At 56.8% G+C, this 18,995-nt stretch carries 19 protein-coding genes and 2 pseudogenes; 3 read left to right on the forward strand and 18 right to left on the reverse strand.

The window, feature by feature from the left end; genetic code table 11:
* Positions 1 to 42 precede the first annotated feature (42 nt).
* From fliT to fliD, 3 genes are read right to left on the reverse strand one after another with little or no spacing between them, the layout of a single operon-like run.
* Positions 43 to 363 (reverse strand): flagellar protein FliT, encoded by a 321-nt coding sequence (fliT, locus tag ECL_RS16210; protein WP_013097787.1) that lies wholly within the window; start codon positions 361 to 363, stop codon positions 43 to 45.
* Positions 356 to 763, reverse strand: a complete 408-nt coding sequence (gene fliS, locus ECL_RS16215) for a flagellar export chaperone FliS (RefSeq protein ID WP_013097788.1) — start codon at positions 761 to 763, stop codon at positions 356 to 358. The genes fliT and fliS overlap by 8 nt, the downstream gene beginning before the upstream one ends.
* Positions 764 to 806: 43 nt before the next feature.
* Positions 807 to 2,282: a flagellar filament capping protein FliD gene (gene fliD, locus ECL_RS16220; protein ID WP_013097789.1), complete on the reverse strand. Its 1,476-nt coding sequence runs from the start codon at positions 2,280 to 2,282 to the stop codon at positions 807 to 809.
* A 300-nt stretch (positions 2,283 to 2,582) separates the two neighbouring features.
* Between fliD and ECL_RS16225 the strand changes: the two genes are divergently transcribed.
* Positions 2,583 to 4,097, forward strand: coding sequence for a flagellin FliC (locus tag ECL_RS16225; protein WP_013097790.1), 1,515 nt, complete (start codon positions 2,583 to 2,585; stop codon positions 4,095 to 4,097).
* A gap of 719 nt (positions 4,098 to 4,816) precedes the next feature.
* On the opposite strand, the gene ECL_RS16230 is transcribed toward ECL_RS16225, so the two are convergent.
* Both ECL_RS16230 and ECL_RS16235 read right to left on the reverse strand, forming a co-directional pair.
* On the reverse strand, positions 4,817 to 5,980 hold the full coding sequence (locus tag ECL_RS16230) for a PDC sensor domain-containing protein (protein WP_013097791.1): 1,164 nt from the start codon (positions 5,978 to 5,980) through the stop codon (positions 4,817 to 4,819).
* A 112-nt stretch (positions 5,981 to 6,092) separates the two neighbouring features.
* The gene (locus ECL_RS16235) at positions 6,093 to 6,563 is read right to left on the reverse strand and encodes a DoxX family protein (protein ID WP_235123353.1); all 471 of its coding nucleotides are present in this window, start codon (positions 6,561 to 6,563) and stop codon (positions 6,093 to 6,095) included.
* Between the two features lie 476 nt (positions 6,564 to 7,039).
* On the opposite strand from ECL_RS16235, the gene ECL_RS16240 reads away from it, so the two are divergent.
* A complete protein-coding gene (locus ECL_RS16240) occupies positions 7,040 to 7,852 on the forward strand; it encodes a winged helix-turn-helix domain-containing protein (RefSeq protein WP_013097793.1) in 813 nt (270 codons plus the stop codon).
* Positions 7,818 to 8,342 (forward strand): hypothetical protein, encoded by a 525-nt coding sequence (locus ECL_RS16245; protein WP_013097794.1) that lies wholly within the window; start codon positions 7,818 to 7,820, stop codon positions 8,340 to 8,342. The genes ECL_RS16240 and ECL_RS16245 overlap by 35 nt, the downstream gene beginning before the upstream one ends.
* Before the next feature lie 3 nt (positions 8,343 to 8,345).
* On the opposite strand, the pseudogene fliR reads toward ECL_RS16245, so the two are convergent.
* The 13 genes and pseudogenes from fliR to fliF form a co-directional block, all read right to left on the reverse strand.
* Positions 8,346 to 9,125 (reverse strand): annotated as a pseudogene (gene fliR, locus ECL_RS16250) (flagellar biosynthetic protein FliR).
* Positions 9,125 to 9,394, reverse strand: a complete 270-nt coding sequence (gene fliQ, locus ECL_RS16255; protein WP_013097797.1) for a flagellar biosynthesis protein FliQ — start codon at positions 9,392 to 9,394, stop codon at positions 9,125 to 9,127. Before fliQ ends, fliR begins: the two are co-directional and overlap by 1 nt.
* A gap of 9 nt (positions 9,395 to 9,403) precedes the next feature.
* A complete protein-coding gene (gene fliP, locus ECL_RS16260) occupies positions 9,404 to 10,102 on the reverse strand; it encodes a flagellar type III secretion system pore protein FliP (protein WP_109455524.1) in 699 nt (232 codons plus the stop codon).
* Between the two features lie 29 nt (positions 10,103 to 10,131).
* Positions 10,132 to 10,500, reverse strand: a complete 369-nt coding sequence (gene fliO / locus ECL_RS16265; RefSeq protein ID WP_013097799.1) for a flagellar biosynthetic protein FliO — start codon at positions 10,498 to 10,500, stop codon at positions 10,132 to 10,134.
* A complete protein-coding gene (gene fliN / locus ECL_RS16270; RefSeq protein WP_013097800.1) occupies positions 10,500 to 10,883 on the reverse strand; it encodes a flagellar motor switch protein FliN in 384 nt (127 codons plus the stop codon). The genes fliO and fliN overlap by 1 nt, the downstream gene beginning before the upstream one ends.
* 7 nt (positions 10,884 to 10,890) lie before the next feature.
* On the reverse strand, positions 10,891 to 11,883 hold the full coding sequence (gene fliM, locus ECL_RS16275) for a flagellar motor switch protein FliM (RefSeq protein WP_013097801.1): 993 nt from the start codon (positions 11,881 to 11,883) through the stop codon (positions 10,891 to 10,893).
* Positions 11,884 to 11,888: 5 nt separating this feature from the next.
* Positions 11,889 to 12,395, reverse strand: coding sequence for a flagellar basal body-associated FliL family protein (locus ECL_RS16280; protein ID WP_013097802.1), 507 nt, complete (start codon positions 12,393 to 12,395; stop codon positions 11,889 to 11,891).
* A gap of 128 nt (positions 12,396 to 12,523) precedes the next feature.
* Entirely contained in the window at positions 12,524 to 13,585 is a 1,062-nt protein-coding gene (locus ECL_RS16285) for a flagellar hook-length control protein FliK (RefSeq protein WP_013097803.1), read from the reverse strand.
* Positions 13,582 to 14,031 carry a flagellar export protein FliJ gene (fliJ, locus tag ECL_RS16290; RefSeq protein WP_013097804.1) on the reverse strand — a complete coding sequence of 150 codons (450 nt, stop codon included), beginning with the start codon at positions 14,029 to 14,031 and terminating at the stop codon, positions 13,582 to 13,584. Before fliJ ends, ECL_RS16285 begins: the two co-directional genes overlap by 4 nt.
* Before the next feature lie 12 nt (positions 14,032 to 14,043).
* Positions 14,044 to 15,408 carry a flagellar protein export ATPase FliI gene (fliI, locus tag ECL_RS16295; protein ID WP_013097805.1) on the reverse strand — a complete coding sequence of 455 codons (1,365 nt, stop codon included), beginning with the start codon at positions 15,406 to 15,408 and terminating at the stop codon, positions 14,044 to 14,046.
* A complete protein-coding gene (locus tag ECL_RS16300) occupies positions 15,405 to 16,109 on the reverse strand; it encodes a flagellar assembly protein FliH (protein ID WP_013097806.1) in 705 nt (234 codons plus the stop codon). Before ECL_RS16300 ends, fliI begins: the two co-directional genes overlap by 4 nt.
* On the reverse strand, positions 16,096 to 17,082 hold the full coding sequence (gene fliG, locus ECL_RS16305) for a flagellar motor switch protein FliG (protein ID WP_013097807.1): 987 nt from the start codon (positions 17,080 to 17,082) through the stop codon (positions 16,096 to 16,098). The genes ECL_RS16300 and fliG overlap by 14 nt, the downstream gene beginning before the upstream one ends.
* Positions 17,082 to 18,762: pseudogene (gene fliF, locus ECL_RS16310) on the reverse strand (flagellar basal-body MS-ring/collar protein FliF). The gene fliG and the pseudogene fliF overlap by 1 nt, the downstream one beginning before the upstream one ends.
* Between the last annotated feature and the right edge of the window lie 233 nt (positions 18,763 to 18,995).

Genomic DNA, 18,995 nt, shown 5'->3' on the forward strand with positions numbered 1-18,995 from the left:
AGGCCGGGTAAGCGCAGCGCCACCCGGCAATCAGGGAGGGAACTAAACAGCCGTGTAGGCTTTATTCATCGTGCGGGATTTACGCATGGCGGAGAGTTCGGTGCTGATGGTGATCAGACGGCCCTGAATAGCCTGCGTTAACAGGGCGTCGTTCTCCAGCAGCGTCGCCAGTTGAGCGCTGACGGGCGCTTTGTTGTGCTGTGCCAGCTGGGTTAAATCGATATCACACAGCGTTCTCATTCCCATGGTGTACGCCACAGACTCGTCAAGAAACACATCCCATTCGCCGTCCCCGGCCTGCTGACGCAGCTTCGTGTTGCTGATAAGCAGTTCTTCAATCAGCGCAATAACATCCTTATCCATGTTTCACCTGCTTTTGCTGTGGCGCAATGGCCTGCCAGGTTTCAGCCATGCCTGTCATCAGGGCGATAAGGTGCGGCAGCTTTTCGCCGGATTTGTTGAGATTCGCCTCCAGCAGCGTACGGGAAATGTAGTCGTACAGGCTCTCCAGCTCTTCGGCGATTTTCCCGCCCTTCTCGTGGTCCAGCCCGGCGCGCAGGCCGTTGTCGATAATATTGATGGCGCGGGAAATCATCTCACCGCGTCGGGCGATATTGCCGGACTGGAAATAAATCTCCGCCCGCTTCATGGCGTTGATCGCCCCGTCGTAGAGCAGAACGATCAGCTGGTGCGGCGTGGCGCCGGTGATCTGGCTGTCGAGTGAGACAGCGGTGTAGGCACTGTTGCCCGTTTTGGTGTACATCGTCAAATCCTGCCGGGCAGCGGCCTGCCCGGATTGTTAATAGTTAAATTAACCCTGCCAGCGACTGCTGCAACCGGGTGCTCATGCTGTTCATATCGCTCATGGCTTTATCGAGGCGTTGATATTCTTTTTCGCTGCGCAGCATGGCCTCATCGATACGTCTCTGCACTGCCGTTATCTGTTTACCAACGCGCTTTTCCTGCTCGCGCAGGGACTGCAGCGTGGTTTCGATCGCACCCTCTTTCTTATCAATGGAGTCTTTATCGCCAAGATAAGTATTGAAGATCCCTTCCATGCGATCCTTAATCCCCTCCTTTCCCCCTTTGCCGAGGAACAGCGCCTCGACCTCTTTCGGATTGTCCTTCAGGGCGGCATCGAGCTTTTTGCTGTCGATGGTCAGGGTGCCAAGCGTGCCGCTACGATCCTCACCGGTTTTGCCGTCGAAGGTGACGGTGATCCCAAGACGCCCAAGGGAAGTGATCACATCCCCGGCATCACTGTACTCACCGCCGACGGTGGCCTTCAGCTGGCTGGTCAGACGGCGCAGGGAGCCGTCGCTGAACAGTGCGCCGTTGTCGGCATCAGGCAGTGGGATTTCGCCCTCTGCGAGCTTGTCGCGATCGGGCGCCGTGTATTTGGTGGCGCTGGCGACGGTGCTGAGGTAGCTGTTGTAGTTCTTCACGAACTCCTCAATCAGTGATTTCACCTTCGAGGTGTCTTCGGTGATGGTAAGGGATTCGGTTTTGAAGGGGTGTGGAGCTAATGGGTCGGCATCAGGGTCTTTCTCCGACACTTCACGCAGTTCAAGGGTTACGCCGGTTATCAAATCTTTTATGGTATTCGAGCTGCGCTCAACCATATCGCCGTTGAGCCAGACAATGGCATTTTGAGGTTTAGTGACGTCATTAGCCCCCTCAAGCGCCTTTTCGACTTCGGTATCCCCCGTGACCTTTATCGTCATCTCACCGTCTGTACCGGTTTTTTTTGAGGTCAGGACGAGTTTGTGCTCCCCCTCTTTAACGGTGACCACTTCAGCCGCAACGTCGCCCTTCTGCGCATTGATTTTTTTAGCAATATCATCGAGGGACGTTTCGTCTGGCTTGAGTTCCACCACCAGCGGTTTGTCACTGCCTTTCATCTCGATGGTGACGGTCGCGGCGCTCTTACCGATATCCTTATCTCGTGAGTCTCGCGCCACCCCGAGCTGGTGCGCTTTCGCCAACTGCTCCACGGCCATGGAGTAGCTGTTGGGAATGGCCCCTTTACCCGCCGTGGCCTTAAAGGTTTTGTTATCGCTGACGCTGACGCCGTTAAAGCCCTCATCTTCCAGCTTGCCAAGATTATCCTTCAGGGTGCTCAGCGCGCTGGAAATAGAGCCCCACGCGGAGATTTGCCCGTTATAGGTTTTTTGCTTTTGCAGATAGGGGTTCAGCTTGACTGAACTGGCCGCACGCTCCTTTGCCAGCAGTTCTTCAAACGGCAGGCCTGAGCCCATGCCTAAGAAATTAGTTGATACCATAATGATGTTTCCTGTTGTAAAGGGATGACCTGTTACTTTTCCATCGGGAAATAAAGAAAGAAGTTTAATTTTTCATCCAGGCGTGAACAACGCACAGGCGCGCGGATAACAGAGATGTGCGCTTATTGGTTAATTGCTTTTTGCCATCCCGACAATTAATGCCAAACCTGTCGCCATTTCCGTTAATGACAAAAAAATCGAAAAAAATAATTCAGTCATTTTAATTCCCCCCGATGAATTCAGTATGCGAAGCAATTAACGCATATCTCATATTTCGTTATTACTTAGAAGGAAATAACAATGGCACAGGTCATTAATACCAACGCACTTAGCCTGATGGCGCAGAACAACCTGAACAAATCCCAGACTCAGCTGGGTACCGCAATTCAGCGCCTCTCTTCCGGTATGCGTATTAACAGCGCCAAAGACGATGCGGCAGGTCTGGCAATTTCTAACCGCTTCACCTCTTCTATCCGCGGTATGACCCAGGCGGCGCGTAACGCCAACGACGGTATTTCCCTGGCGCAGACCACCGAAGGCGCGCTGGAAGAAGTGACGGAAAACATGCAGCGTATTCGCGAGCTGACCGTACAGGCGAAAAACGGCACCAACTCCGCCAGCGACCTGGACTCTATCAAGAAAGAGATCACCACCCGTCTGGAAGAGATTGGCCGCGTAGCGGAAACCACCAACTTCAACGGTGTGAAAGTGTTTGACGGCTCGAAAGAGAAAATTACCATTCAGATCGGCGATAAAGACGAAGACACCATCGATATCAAGCTGAGCAAGCTGGATATGGAAACCTTGGGTCTGGATAAATTTATGGATGATTTCGCGGATATCGGGATTACTGTGAATGGTGCGGGGACTGCGAGCAGCCAGTATGACAAAGCAGCAACGAAAGCTGTTGCTGGCACAACAATGATTGATGTTGGGCAAGCTGCGGGGGGGTGGAAATATGTTACAGGTGATGCTACCACCCTGAAAAATACCATTAAAGCAGCAGATGCTAATGATGTTGAGGTCTACACCCTGGACGATAAGGTATTTGCTTACGACAAAACAAAGAAGAAAATGTTTGAGCTGGACGTTAGCAAAATGTCTTTCTCGCAAGACGGGACAAATTCATGGGCTAAACTCGACGCTGCACCTGAAGCTGCAGCAACAGAAGTTACCGATCCCGCTGATGTCGATATGCTGTTGAATGGCCCGAGCAAATTGACCAACCCAGTGAAACTGAACCTGGGCGACACAATTAAAGCGGCAGACAATGCTGATGTGGTGCTGGATGAAACTCAGCTAAATGCCATTGCCAATTCAGCTTTCGGTCAGGACGCCGAAGCAGCTGGAATGCAGCTTTTCTCCGTGACAGAGGGTGCTGCAACTAAAGTCTTCGCCTATGGTAAGAACGCAGCAGGCGATACAATTGTTACCGAGGTTGAATTCGCAACTGGTGGTGCGACACCAGGCGGTCTGAATACACCAGCAGCCCGTCCCGCTGACGTTGAATTTATCAGAAAAGAAGCGGGCGATTCGCTGGCCGATGGTCTGCTGGCCAAGCTGGATGAAGCTCTGACCACGGTTGCAGACTTCCGCGCCGATCTCGGTGCCGTTCAGAACCGCTTCAGCTCCATCATTGCGAACCTGAACACCAATATCATCAACACCACCGAAGCGCGCTCCCGTATTCAGGACGCTGACTTCTCCGTAGAAGTGTCCGCCATGAGCCGCGCGAACATCCTCCAGCAGGCAGGTGTTTCCGTACTGGCCCAGGCCAACCAGGTTCCGCAGAACGTGCTGTCCCTGCTGCGTTAATCTGCGTTACCACCTCACTATTATTACGCGCGTGCCTCACGCGCGGTTTGCCCTCCCTGGTGGAGGGCTTTTTTGTTTTTGTGCTCTGTGCGCATTGCCCGGCGGCGCTGCGCTTGCACGGGCCTACAAGGATCAACGCAAACGTAGGTCGGGTCAGCCGCCACCGCCACCCGGCAAGGGTTTAAGACGGGAGATAAGGCTCCTTCACATAATCCGCCAGCAGGTACACCATATCGTGCAGTCATCCCGTCAACGCTATGTTCACCTCCTGCGGCAGGATGTTTCCCAATATTGCCTGTGGCAGCGCCTGCGCATAGTGAACCGGCGTAAACGTGTCCGGCCAGCTGTCCGGAATGCTCGACGGTGTGGCGTCATGGGCAATGAGTTGCTGGAGAAATCGTTGCGAGAGAAAGAAGAAAGTGCGGACAGAATCGTCATATGAAAGCCTCCGGAGAGATGAGAAATGAATAACAAAGAGCAAACCAGCAGGTCGCTTCGGTACCGCCTTGTATTTTCAGGTTCTCACGCCCGGCTGCGGGTATTGCCGCAACGCGGGCACTTTAGTTGGGATAGAAACGAATAACAGGATAAATCGCGTATTACAGAGAGTTACTTATGGGATTGCGAGGCGGCTTCCAGATTTGTGCCGGGTGTCGGCTACGCCTTACCCGGCCTACAAAATCTCCGAAAGTAGGCTGGGTAAGCGCAGCGCCACCCGGCTAGCTGCCTGTGCGCTGAAGCAAGGCATTCGCCACCGTATAAACCTCTTCAATCAGCACGCTATTATTCTGCGTCACCGACGGTGCCCCGCTTTGCGCCTGCATCATCGCATCGTCAACCAGCGCCCGGAGTTCTTTCGACGAACGCGCGCAGCGGCTGGCCAGATTGCGCGACTCGACGGCAAAAATGCCCTCTTCGTTATGCAGCGAATAGCTGTACGCACGGCTGGCCAGTTGCACCAGCGCGCCGCTGCTGTCGGCAATCTGCAGCGCGGCATCGTGCAGGGCGTTCATCGCCTGAACCACACCCGTGGTGCTTTCGCTCAGCATGGCCAGGAGATTACCGTTCGCTTCAGGTACCCGCAGCAGACGCTCGTTTTCCTCAGCAATCGTGCTGGCTGCCTGCGCAATCACCCTCACCTGTTCGCCAATCTCCTGCATCAGCGGCGGCAAGTGCGCACCCTGCTCGGTTTTCAGCTGCGACGGAAGTTCTTCGTTAAGGCGGGAAAGGTGCAGGTTAACGCTGCGCAGAAGAGTCAATGTGGAGACCAGCAGCAAGGCCGCCAGCGGCCACGGTTTATGCAGGAGTATGCCCGGGCGTTCGCCCAGCCTACGGGTGGGAACATCAATGGCCAGCAGCCACGGTGTCTCAGCAATGGGCGTCACCACCAGCGTATGTTCGCCGCTGGCGCTGCGAAAACGGGTATGCCGTAACCCTTCGCCCGGCTGGGCCAGCAGCCCACGCAGCGGAACCGCCATCGGCAGGCTGGCATCGTTGAGTGATTGCACCGTCGGCGCACCGGCGGCATCACCGATGATGCGCCCGGTGTCATCCACCATCCAGGCGCGGCCGCCAAGACGCTCGCCGATCTCTTTGACCAGTGAATTGAAGAATTGACGGCTGGTACCCGTCTCTTCGGCGATATCGGTATCGCCTGGGGCTCCTTTGTCCAGCGCAAAGCTTTTCAGGGTGACCACACTTTCGGTCATTGAACGCTGCTGCGCTTCAACCCTGTCGAGTTGCTCACGTAACTGGGTGGCCAGGGCATCAACCTGCGTGCGCAGACGCTGTCCCTCGGTACGAATAAACCAGGGCATAACCCCAGCCTGCACCAGAATCACCAGGGTAATAAAAATAACGACTAAAATAACGATAAAAACCATGACAACAGCCCTGTTCTTTTAACGGCAGCACAACGCTACCTCTACAGGGCTATTTTATTATGCAGGCGTCAGTAAATATGCTCTTCAAACCGTTGATAACCGCACACTTGTGTTACCCCTCCACAAAAACAATTTTGCGCACATTATCCCAGCGTTTGAGCAACCAGCCATCGAGACTGCAAAATGTGCCGCCCCAGGTCAACGGGAACAGGCAGAGCACGATATACAGCGTTTCAGGCAGATAAAAAAGCCAGCTCAGCCATGCAATCAGATTAAGCCCGCGTGGAATGGTATAGATGCCAATGGTGGCCAGCGCTACGGTACTAATAATTATCAGTACCAGCGCGCTAAAACGGCTGAATAGCCCCAGCGTCAACAGCAGCCCCATGCTGCACTCCAGGAAAGCGACAACGATCGCCATCACGGCCGGAAACGGGATCCCCGCGTCGTGCATCGTATCGACCATCAGCAGTTGGTTTTCCGTCACAAATAATTTATTAAACCCGGCGGTAAAGAAAAATACCCCCACCACCAGACGGCAAATAAATACGGGAAACATCGCTGGCAGCTCGGACGTTTGCATAAAACTTTTCAGAGAGAACATCATCCATCCTTGTAAAGAAAATTCATACTGTGTAATAAATTCAATAATCTGTCTTTGCGCAGTATAAATTCGCAGACCTTATTAGCAACCGCTCCCGTTCCCTTCCCGACACAATTAATAATTATATACAGATTAAAAATTGTTAATTCGAAATAATAACAGCGTCTCATTATCACTGCGACAGATGACCCATCCGCGACATCAATTCCGCAAGTATCTGGTTTTAATATAATTAAAGTAAAACCGCCCAAGGCATTACTTTTAATGCGGTTAATATCCCCCTATTTAATAACCTTAAAAGCATTAAGGCTGTTATTACGTAGTGGTTGCAAAAATATGACGTAAGACATAAAAAGCATGTCGCTCTGGCCTTCGGCTAGCAATAAGGGGCATTCATTACTATTAATTACAGTAACCAGAAGCGATACCTAATACACCAGAAGAATCAAATAACTATGCTAAACCATATCGCGATTGGAACGTCCGTCACGCTGGATTTGCAGACCCGCATGCTTACCCGGACGGATACGCAACAGACCGTTACCCTCCCCCAGAGCGCGTGCCTGTGTCTCGCAGCACTTGCAGAGGCGCAGGGTGAGGTACTTTCCCAGGAACAGCTGATGGAGATCGGCTGGCGTAGCGCCGGGGTAGAAGTCACTGATAACAGCGTGCGGGTGATGATCACCAAACTGCGCCGCGCGTTTACTCAACTGAACCTGCAGGAAGCGATCACGCTCATCGCCGTGACGCGCAGCGGCTACCGCCTGCTGGTGCGGGAGGCAAACAGCGAATTGCAACAAGCAGAACCCCTGCCCCTGCAGAATGAACCGGTACAGGCAGACACAGCAGAAGCACAGCCGGTGGTCACCCACGCGCCTGCCCGTGGGGGCAACACGCTTAAGCAAAAGCTCTGCGTCACGCTTAGCGGCGTGCTCGTCGGGCTGGTGATTGCGCTCCTCCTGCGCGGCGTTGTCGACTTTAGCCCGCAGCCGGTTCACTTTGTGCGCTGGAATGGCCCTGGCGTGCCGCCGGGCTCAATGGTGATGGTTCAGGAGGATAAACAGTCGCAGCAAGCGCTGATTGAATCCACGCTGCAAACCTATACCCGTCATGTGCTGGACCGCCGCCCCAACGAAAAACCGGCCGCCGTGCTGTACGTCACCACCGGCTCTGAAAAAATGAGCCAGTTCCAGGGGCTTATTGCCTGCCAACAACCCTTTAAGGATTCAGGGAATGACTGCGAATCGTTCTATTTTCGCCTTTATTAAATCCCCGCTCGCGCTGCTGTTTCTGGGCGGGATGGTCGTCGGGCTGGGCGGTATGGCGCTGTACGGATTTCAGACCTCTCCGTACGCATCGCAGTGTATCGCCCCCACCTCCTACTACGTGATTGAGGACGACAACAACGCGACGCTGGCACGCGGTATCTACCGCTCCTACCGCGACGGTCTGTTTAGCGGGCATACCACCTATATCGGCACTATCAGCCACTTCAGGGACGGCAAGCGCGACGGACTGCCCAAAGCGGTGAACCGTGAAGTGCGTTACGATGTTGAACTGTCGGGCAAACGGATCCATCTGACTGTCACCAGCCAACACCGCAAACTTGGCGGCCAGGCCCCGGATCAAGACGTGACGGATTATATTTTCCCGCAGATTAAACCGGGTGAAGTCGCCACCAGCACCGCCTACCTGCTGGATGACAAAGTGCTCGCCTCCGGTACAGAAACCGTCGCCCGCATCGCCTGCATGAACTAAGGGTTATACCAGCGCCTGAATCAGCCCGGCAAGGATATCAAACCCGGTAGCCATCAGGCGCTCAAAGAATGGGGCCAGCGTTTCGGCAATCAGAAACAGCGCCAGCATGCCGAAGGTGAGCGTCAGCGGGAAGCCAATCACAAAGATAGAGAGCTGCGGCGTCAGGCGGTTTAACAGTCCGAGGATAAAGTTGATGCACAGCAGCAGCGCAATGACGGGCAGCCCCAGCATCAGCCCCTGGCTGAAGATCATCCCCGCATGGGTGACCAGGTACATAAACCCGCCCGCGTGCAGCGGCGTGGCGTCTATCGGCAGCGTCTGGAAGGTGTCCGCCAGCAGCGCCAGCAACCAGAGATGACCGTTAAAAGCGAGAAACAGCAGCGTCACCAGCAGGTTGAGAAAGCGTGAGATCACCGGGCTGTTCCCGGCACCCGGGTCAAAGAAGGTGGCGAACGACAGCCCCATCTGCATACCGATGATCTCCCCGGCCATGCGCACGGCGGCAAACAGCAATTGCAGCGTCAGCCCCATCGCCGCACCGATAATCACCTGTTTTGCCAGCACCCAGACCCCTTACCAGGCGTAAAGGCCCACCTGCGCATCGGGCAGCGTGCCGCCAATCAAAATGGCGATCAACAGCGCCAGACCGGCACGCAGCCGGGCACTGACCGCCTTCTCACCAAACACCGGGGCAACGTGCAGCAGCGCGGCAATGCGCACCATAATGAAAAAATAGTGGCTGACCAGCCCGTAGAGCTGGTCGAGAGGAAGTCCGAAGGCCATCAGCCGATCACGAACGGGATGCTGGCGAACACCGCGCGGGTGTATTCAATAAAGATTTTCATCATCCACGGGCCAAGCGCCACCGCGACGCCGACAATCATCAGGATTTTCGGGATGAAGGTCATGGTCATTTCGTTGACCTGGGTGGCGGCCTGCAAAATACTGATGATAAGACCGGTGACCAGCGCGGCCACCAGCAGCGGGGCTGATACCATCAGTCCCACCTTGATCGCCTGCATGCCAATCACCATTACGCTTTCCGGGGTCATGGGTCTCTCCTAACTGTAAAAGCTCTGCGCCAGCGATCCCACCAGCAGCTGCCAGCCGTCGACCAGCACAAACAGCATCAGCTTGAACGGCAGGGCAATGGTGGTCGGTGGAACCATCATCATCCCCAGCGCCATCAGGATACTGGCGACCACCAGATCGATAATCAGAAACGGAATAAAGATGGTGAAGCCAATCTGGAAGGCGGTTTTCAGCTCGCTGGTGATAAATGCCGGCACCAGAATGCTGAGCGGCACCTCTTCCGGCGAGGCGATATCGGGGGTTTTGGCGATACGGGCAAACATCGCCAGATCGCTTTCACGGGTCTGGTCGAGCATAAACGCGCGCAGCGGTTTCACCCCTTCCGTCAGGGCCACCTCCATGGTGATTTTGTTTTCCTGCAGCGGTTGCCAGGCTTTTTCGTAGATCTGGCTGAACACCGGCGACATAACGAAAAAGGTCAAAAACAGCGACAGCCCCACCAGCACCTGGTTTGGCGGCGCGGTAGGCGTGCCCAGCGCGTTACGCATTAACCCCAGCACAATGATGATGCGGGTAAACCCGGTCATCATCAGCAGTATGGCGGGGATAAAGGTAAAGCCGCTCAGCAGCAGCAGGGTTTGTACCGGCAGCGTCCAGCCCCCTTCCCCGGAAGGCTGGCCGAGGGTGATGTCACCGTTGGCCGCCAGCGCACCGGCGGCGGGTAACATCAGGCCGAGCGCCAGCAGCAGACGAGGTTTCACTGCTCACCTCCTGGACGGTATTTCTGACGCAGCTTTTCCAGCATCAGCGGGAACGTCGCGGGCGCGGAGGCCTGTGGGGCGTTTTCCGGGCGCGCCTGCGTGGCGAGGCAGGTAATCTGCGAGGCGGTGACGCCCAGCACCAGACGCTGTTCACCCACGTCAACCAGCACCAGGCGCTCACGCGGCCCCAGCGACTGGGTCGCCACCAGGGTCATGTTGCCCTGGGCGTCGTTAAGCCGACGCGCCAGTCCGCTACGGCGGGCAGCCCAGGCCATCACCACCATCAGCAGGATAATCAACGCCAGCGCGCCGGTAACCGTCATCAGCATCGAGCCAGTGGCCGGAAGGGAATCAGTGGCGTTCATTAGCGGCTCAGACGGTGCATGCGCTCGGACGGGGTAATAATGTCCGTAATGCGGATGCCAAATTTATCGGAGACCACCACCACTTCACCCTGCGCAATCAGGTAACCGTTGATCAGAATATCCAGCGGTTCACCCGCCAGACCATCCAGCGAGACCACCGAGCCCTGGCTTAAACGCAGCAGCTCTTTAATGGTCATTTTGGTGCGTCCCAGCTCCACGGTCATTTTTACCGGGATATCCAGGATCAGGTTCATCTCGTCAGAGAATTGCGGTGCAGCCATGGTGTCGGTAATTCCCGCCGCGTGCTGTTCGGTCATGGCCTCACCCCAAAGATTATCGATGGACTGATCGTCAGTACCCGATGAGGTGTTCATATCGCTCATGGGGAAATTACTCCTTGTTTAATGAAAGTAATGAAGGCTGAATCATCTGCTCGACCTTCAGGGCATATTGATTGTTCACGGCGCCGTAGCGGGCCGTGAAGACCGGCACACCGCCGACGCTGGCTTCGATAAACTCCTGCTTATCCAGCGCGATAATGTCGCCTTTTTTCATCTGCATCACGCGGGAGAGCCGGGTGCCGATATCCGCGAAACGCGCCGTAAGCTCCAGCTCCGTTTCCCGCATCTGGCTGGCCAGCAGGCCGCGCCAGTGGGAGTCCTCGTGCCGGGAGTTGTCCATCGGCGGGTTACTCAGCAGCTCGCGCAGCGGCTCGATGGTGCTGAAGGGAATACAGATATTGAACTCCCCGCGATGCGAGCCGATCTCCACCGAAAACGGCGTAGTGACCACCACGTCATTCGGCGATGAAGTGATATTGGTGAACTTCACCTGGATTTCGGAACGGATATACTCCGTTTTGATTTTATAGATTGAGCTCCAGGCAAATTCATAGGCCTCGCGCGCCATCGACAGCATGCGGTGGATCACGCGCTGTTCGGTGGGCGTAAACTCGCGCCCGTCGGCCTTGGTCGGGAAACGACCGTCGCCGCCAAACAGGTTATCCACGGCCATAAATACCAGCCCCGGCGAGAACGCCATCAGCGAGGTGCCGCGCAGCGGGTTAAGGTGCAGCAGGTTCAGGTTTGTCGGCACCGGCAGGTTGCGGGCAAACTCGTGATACGGCTGGATCTTAATGTTCCCCGCCGTAATATCCGGGCTACGGCGCAGCAGGTTAAACAACCCCATACGGAACTGACGGGCAAAACGCTCGTTAATAATTTCCAGCGAATGCAGACGCTCGCGAATAACCCGGCGCTGGGTGTGCGGATCGTAAGGTTTAATCCCCGCGTCGGCGCCGTTTTTATGTTGTTCACTGTTGCTTTCCGCATCGGCGTTTAGCAAACGGTCGATCTCATCCTGAGATAAAAAGCTGTCAGCCATAATAATTACCGCAGAATAAATTCGTTAATAAGCACGTCGGTGACGCGAATGGACTGGTTAAAAGCCAGCGGTTTATCCAGCTCACTCTTAATATTGGTCATCAGACGGCGTTTACCCTCATCGGTGGCTAAATCTTCATAAGTCTGATGGGTTAACAACATAAATAAGCGGCTGCGATATTCCGGCAAATATTTTTCCAGCACCGCCAGCGATTTTTGTTCTGCCACGCGAATGGACAAGCCCAGGTACAATACCCGATCCGATTCGTTCGCCGTGGGCTTCAGGCTCACGGTAAAGGTATTCATTGAGGCATACAGCGGCTCTACCTGCGCGGGTGCCGGTGCTGTTTCCGCTTCCCCTTGTGCAACCTCTGCTGCCGGTTTCGCAAATTTCATTTCCCAGAACAGGTAGCCGGAAACACCGCACGCCGCAACGGCAGTCAAAAACATGAACGTCATCAGAAGCGAGCGAGAGCCTCCGCCGCTGGCGACCTTTTTATTTTTATTACTCATTGAACGTACACCTGAAAATAAGAGAGGGCAGCGTATTGCCCTCGGGTCAATATGGCGGACATTGTAGTCCATATCATCACCCTGATAATCAGGTGATAAAATTTCATTCCTGAAGCTAATTCGCCACTTCAGGCAAAGGTATTTATTCCGTATATATTTCCGGGAGTAGTGGTTAATAAAGTAGGCACGATCTCCTCTTCAACCGATTGCTCTTCCCCTTCCTGGGCACCGTGCTCGTCACCCGATGCGTTTTGGCCCTGCTCACCGGCGGCAAACTGCTGTCCTTCCGCGCTCACGTTGGCCTGGCCAAGCTGAATACCCGATTCCGCCATCGCGGCACGCAGCTGCGGCATGGCCTGCTCCATGGCGTGACGAATGTGGGCATGCTCGCTGACGATATGGATCTGCGCCTGATCCTGCTGCACGCGCAGGGAAATCTGCAGCGATCCCAGCTCTTCCGGGTGCAGGCGGATCTCCGCGCTGTGCAGCCCGTTACGGCTAAAGATGGCGATATGCTGGCTGACCGACTGCTTCCACTCCGGCGTTTCTGGCGGATGGTTAACGGTGACCACCTGCTGCGGGGCGTGCGCGACGCTGGTGCGTACGGCGGCAGGCAGCGCCACGGCATTCGCCGATGTGGCCGCAGGCATCTCTGGCGTGACCATCGTCTCACTGGTGAGCGGTGCAGACTGCGCCGTCAGCGGCGTGGCATTGGCCGCCGGGGTTTTATCGGCGGCGGTCATGAGCGGAGAAACGGTTTTGCCCTCAGGCTCAGGAGCCTTCCCGTTCGCTACGCCCTTCGCAGGGTTGACCGTTTCTGTCCCCGTGACGCTGCGGGTCACCAGCTGTTGCAGCTGCCACTGCGGGCTCTCTTCACCCTCACCGTTGGTGAGCGAAACCCCGTTCAGGACCTCTGCCAGCCCCGGCGGCGCGGCGAGCAGCATACCGTCGGCATCCGTTACCGGCGCGTCGTCGGCAAGCTGTTGCGGCAGTAAATCTGCGGACAACCCCGCCAGCGCGGCTTCCGGCATGGCTGCCAGCGCCTGCGGGTCGAGTCCCGGGAAAAGCTGCACCAGTTCAGCCAGCTTGTCATCCAGCGCCAGGCTGAAGCCGTCGTCAGCCAGTAAACCGCCCTTCGGTTTGCCCTGTGCTCCCCCACCCAGTAACAGGGCGGCAATATCTATGTTCATAGCCTTTCTCTCTTTTGTCCGGCACGCTGAGCAAATTCATCCATCAGCTTTTGTTCATGTCGGCTCTGAACTAACGCCTGCGCCGTCGCCCGGCGTTCAATCAGCGTTTCAAACGCGTTCAGGCGCTGCTTGTTTTGCACCCAGTTCTTTTTCACCTCGTCTACCGCCTTTTCGCAGGCGTTCACGTGGCCAGCCTGCTGCTTTACCACCTGCTTCAGCGACAAAATAAACGACTGGTGATTCACCAGATCCGCCACCGACATACCGCCGCCCATCATCCCCTGACGCAGGGACTGCTGGTACTCCTGCTCGTAGTGCTGAAGCTGTTCGTGCTGGGTCATCGCCTGCTGGAGCTGCTGCTGCGCACCGCCCAGCGCGCGGGTAGTCTGCGTTAGCGTCTCCTGCGCCTTGTCGCGCAGCAGAACCATGGGGTTATGTGCTTTCATCACACCTCCGGCTTAGTCTTTAATATCCGGGAAAAGCCCGGACAGGGCGCGAATGGCGTCGTCATAGCCGCTGCGCTCGTGGATCGCCTGGTGGAGGAACGCCTCCAGCGAGGGATATTTGTCGATAGCCTGATCCAGCATCGCATCGCTCCCTTTGACGTACGCCCCCACGCTCACCAGGTCGCGGTTGCGCTGATACGCGGATAGCAACTGTTTAAAGCGTTGCACCTTGCGGTACTGGGCATGGGGGATAAGCTCGGTCATGGCACGGCTGATCGAGGCTTCAATATCAATCGCCGGATAGTGCCCCGCCTCGGCAAGACGACGCGACAGCACGATGTGGCCGTCGAGGATTGCGCGCGCGGAGTCGGCAATCGGATCCTGCTGGTCATCCCCCTCCGTCAGCACCGTATAAAACGCGGTGATTGAGCCGCCCCCTTTCACGCCGTTACCGGTTCGTTCGACCAGCGCAGGCAGACGGGCAAAGACAGACGGCGGATAGCCTTTGGTCGCGGGCGGTTCACCAATCGCCAGAGCCACTTCACGCTGCGCCATGGCGTAGCGGGTCAGGGAGTCCATGATCAGCAGCACATTGAGGCCGCGCTCACGGAAATCTTCCGCAATGCGCGTGGCGTAAACGGCGCCCTGCATACGCAAAATCGGCGAAACATCAGCCGGGGCGGCAACCACTACCGCACGCGCCAGCCCCTGCTCGCCAAGGATATTCTCGATAAAATCTTTTACCTCGCGGCCACGCTCGCCAATCAGCCCCACCACGATGACGTCCGCAGTGGTAAAGCGGGCCATCATGCCGAGCAGCACGCTTTTGCCGACGCCGGAACCGGCGAACAGGCCCATACGCTGACCACGGCCCACCGTCAGCAGGCCATTGATGGCGCGCACACCAACGTCGAGCACGTTTTTGATCGGATCGCGGTGCAGGGGATTGAGCGTTGGGGTAAACAGCCCCGCCGCCGGTTTCCCCGGCGCGGGGCGGCCATCCAGCGGTCGACCCTGCGCATCCAGCACGCGGCCCAGCAGATGCGGCCCCACGGGCAATTGTTTACCGGCGTGGCTGTCGCTTTGCAGGGCATAAATGCGCGCCCCGGGCAGGATGCCGTCGACATGCTCCAGCGGCATCAGAAACAGCGTCTGGCCGTTAAAGCCCACCACTTCGCTCTCAACCGGGATAATGCCCTGCTCCGTCTGACGCTCAACGATGCACAGCGCACCAATAGGCAGCTTGAGCCCCACGGCCTCCATTACCAGCCCGGTGGCGCGCGTCAGTTTGCCGTACTGGCGAAAATCGGGCACCTGGGTGAGTTTTTCCTCCACCCGGTCAAGGGCGCAGAGCCACTTTTTTAGCTGCTGGCTCATTGCGAGAGCTCCTCGCGCGCCAACTGACACAGCGCCTGCCAGCGGGTTTCCATACTGGCGTCCACTTCCACATCCGGGGAGACCACCCGGCATCCCCCGGCGGCCAGGCTGGCGTCGCGGTGCAGCTCCCAGCCCATCGCGGCAAGCGTTTCACCCAGCGCCTCATGCACCGAAGCAAACGCCTCCGGGCTGACATAGAGTTGAATGGTGCCGTGCAGCAGCGCGTCCTGCTGCATCAGGCTGCGGATCTGCGTGACCAGAGCATGGTTATCCGCCACACGAGACGTACCGTAGAGTTGCTGCACCGCCGTCAGCGACAGCTGCACCAGACGCGCGGGGATCAGCCCTTCGAGGTTTTCCAGCGCCAGCTTAAAGTTGCTGACCCAGGTTTCTGCCTCGCGCAGCAGCGCCTGCTGCTCCACGCGTGCCTGCTCCACGCCCTGGGCATACCCGGCGTCGCGGCCCTCTTTCAACCCGGCCTCATAGCCCTGTTTGCGCCCCTCTTCCTGGCCCTGCTGCAGCCCCTGGGTAAACCCCTGCTGTTCCGCCTGCTTGCGCAGACGCGCCAGTTCGGCTTTCAGCTGCGCCTCAGACTGGGTGTTATCCATCGTCGGCAGCGGGGTATCCTGCGGCTCTCCCAGCAGGTTTTCAGGCTGCCAGGCGCGCCACCCGGTGGCGTTATGTTCATCAAACGTAGGCATCGTCGCTGCCTCCAATCAGGATTTCGCCAGCCTCGGCCAGACGACGCACCACGTTGAGGATGGTCTTCTGTTCGGCTTCCACCTGGGACAGACGCACCGGGCCACGGGAGGCCAGATCGTCGGTCATCAGCTCGGCCTGACGGCGCGACATATTGCGGAAGAACTTCATGCGCAGCGGCTCGTCGGCCCCTTTCAGTGCGATGATCAGCGTTTCGCTCTCGATCTCCTGCAGCAGGCGCTGGATGCTGCGGTCTTCCACCTCCACCAGGTTTTCGAACAGGAACATCTCGTCGATAATTTTTTGCGCCAGCTCGCCGTCGAACTCACGTACCGCCTCAATGGCCGCCTCTTCCTGGTGAGATTTCATCAGGTTAAGGATCTCCGCTGCCGGACGGACACCGCCCATCTTGCTGCGCTTGAGGTTCTGACCGTGCAGCAGGTTATTCAGGACTTCCGTCAGCTCCTGCAGCGCGGCCGGCTGTACGCCGCCGAAGGTGGCGATACGCAGCATGATGTCGTTACGTTCGCGCTCGTCGAATTTGCCCAGCACGTCCGCCGCCTGGTTACGTTTGAGGTGGACCAGAATGGTGGCGATGATCTGCGGGTGCTCTTCGCGGATAAGGTCGAACACCGCCTGCGGATCCATAAAGTTGAGCGTTTCGATGCCGTTGGTGCCCTGGTGGGTATCCAGCAGATCCTCCAGCAGCGAGGAGGCACGCTCTTCGCCCAGCGCCTTGACCAGCACGCTGCGCAGATAATCGTTGGTGTTGAGGCTGAGCGCCGCATATTCGCTGGAGTCTTTTTTAAACTCCTCCAGCACCATGGCCATCTGGTCGTGAGTAAAGCCCGCCATGTTGACCATTGAGGCACTGATCTGCTTCACCTCGTGGGCGTTGAGGTGCTTGAACACCTCCGCCGCCAGGACATCTCCCAGCGTCAGCATGACGATGGCGCTTTTTTCTGAGGCATTCATTATTTCGGCTCCTTACTCATCCACTGGCGGATCACCAGGGCGATAACGCGCGGCTCCTGCTCTGCCAGCTCACGCAGCTGTTGACCATTGAGTTCCGTATCCACGCGCTGCTGGGCACGGTCGCGGTTGATTTTCTCCGCTGCACGTTTTTTCGCGGCAATCTCTTCCTCCCGCGCCTCTTTTTCCATCTCCAGACGGCGCAGGGTGGTCTCCTGGTGACGGATCCAGGCAGGCTGTACCAGCTTGCGCCACATGACCCAGGCGATAATGGCGATGACCAGATAGCGGGCGATAGCCATCAACAGCGCGTAGAAACGATCCTGTTCCCAGAACGGCGGCACCGGCTCTTCCACCACGCCGTTAAAGGCGGAGTTGAGGATATTGACGCTGTCGCCACGGCTGGCGTTAAAGCCAATCGCCTCTTTCACCAGCGCGTTAATACGGGTCAGTTCGGCCTCGCTAATCGGTCCCGGCTTGCCCTCTTCCCCCTGCGGCAGATGGTTAATCACCACCGCCACGGATAAACGTTGAATGCGTCCGGCATTCGATTTGGTATGGATCAGAGTGCGATCGACCTCAAAGTTGGTGGTCTCGTCACTGCGGTTGTTGTACGGCTGTGCAGGCTCACGGTTCGCGCTGTTACTGGTGGTTTTCTCTTTTTTGTCATCCGCCGGGGTATTGAGGGGCTGGGTCAGTGGTGCGGTGGCCGGTGCCGGTGGCGTATTGCTCAACGCCCCCGGCACGCCACTCGCGCCACGGCTATTCCCCTGCTCAGAGAGGCTGGCCTGACGGCTGCGGATCGCCATTTTTTTCAGGGTCGCTGTTCGGCTGATACTGCTCCTGAGTTTGTTCCTGCTCGGTGAAATCGATCTGCGCGGTCACCTGGGCGCGGATGTTTTCATCCCCCACCAGCGGGGCCAGAATGCGCTGAATGCGCTGCTGATAGTCGGTTTCAATTTCACTGGTGTATTTCAGGTGCGCCGTCTGCAAACCGCGCAGGCCGCTCTGGGTCAGCAGGTTGCCGCGCTGATCGACAATGGTCACGCTCCCGGCTGCAAGGCCAGTCACTGCGCTGGAAATAAGATGGGTGATCGCCACTACCTGGCTGTCGTCAAGGGTACGGCCCTGCAACAGGTTAACGGTGACGGATGCGGTCGGTTTTTTCTGTTCGCGGACAAACATCGACGGTTTTGGCGTGGCCAGATGTACGCATGCGCTCTGGATCGGCCCAAGATTTTCAATGGTACGCGCCAGCTCGCCTTCCAGGGCTCGCTGATAGTTTACCTGCTCGGTGAACTGGCTGACGCCAAACTTCTCCTGATCGAGCAGTTCAAAACCCACGCCGCCGCCCTTCGGCAGCCCCTGCTGGGCCAGCTTCATGCGCACCTCATGCACCTGTGAGGCCGGCACCATGATCACGCCCCCTGGCGTGTCGATGCGGTAAGGGACATTGAGCTGCGACAGCTGCGCCACGATGGCGCCGCCTTCTTCATCACTGATATTACTGAACAGCACCCGGTAATCCGGCTCCTTTGCCCAGAACATTAACGCGATGATGACGGAAAGCGCCGCAGCGCCGCAAATCACCAGCAAAAGCTTCGGGCTGCCGCGAAGTGAGGACAGCATCGATTTGATTCGCTCTGCCGGATTGTTGGTTAACTCATTTAGTGTGGCACTCATGCCGTATTCCTGTATGAAATAGCACGCATCAACGATGCGCGTCAGCTCACGAAATTCGCGAGAGTGATGTCGACGATTTCAAAAATATAAGAATTTTTCAGGCGGGCATTATCGTCTGAAAGGCGTTTTTTTTAAGGATAAATAAGCTCAAAGTTCTGTCGGCTTATTGGATTTTCTGAGGTTTTTAAACGCGTGTTAAGCTGTCGACGTTTAAAAGATATGCAACAAACCGC

It is taken from the genome of Enterobacter cloacae subsp. cloacae ATCC 13047 (assembly GCF_000025565.1).
In the GTDB taxonomy this organism is placed as follows: domain Bacteria; phylum Pseudomonadota; class Gammaproteobacteria; order Enterobacterales; family Enterobacteriaceae; genus Enterobacter; species Enterobacter cloacae.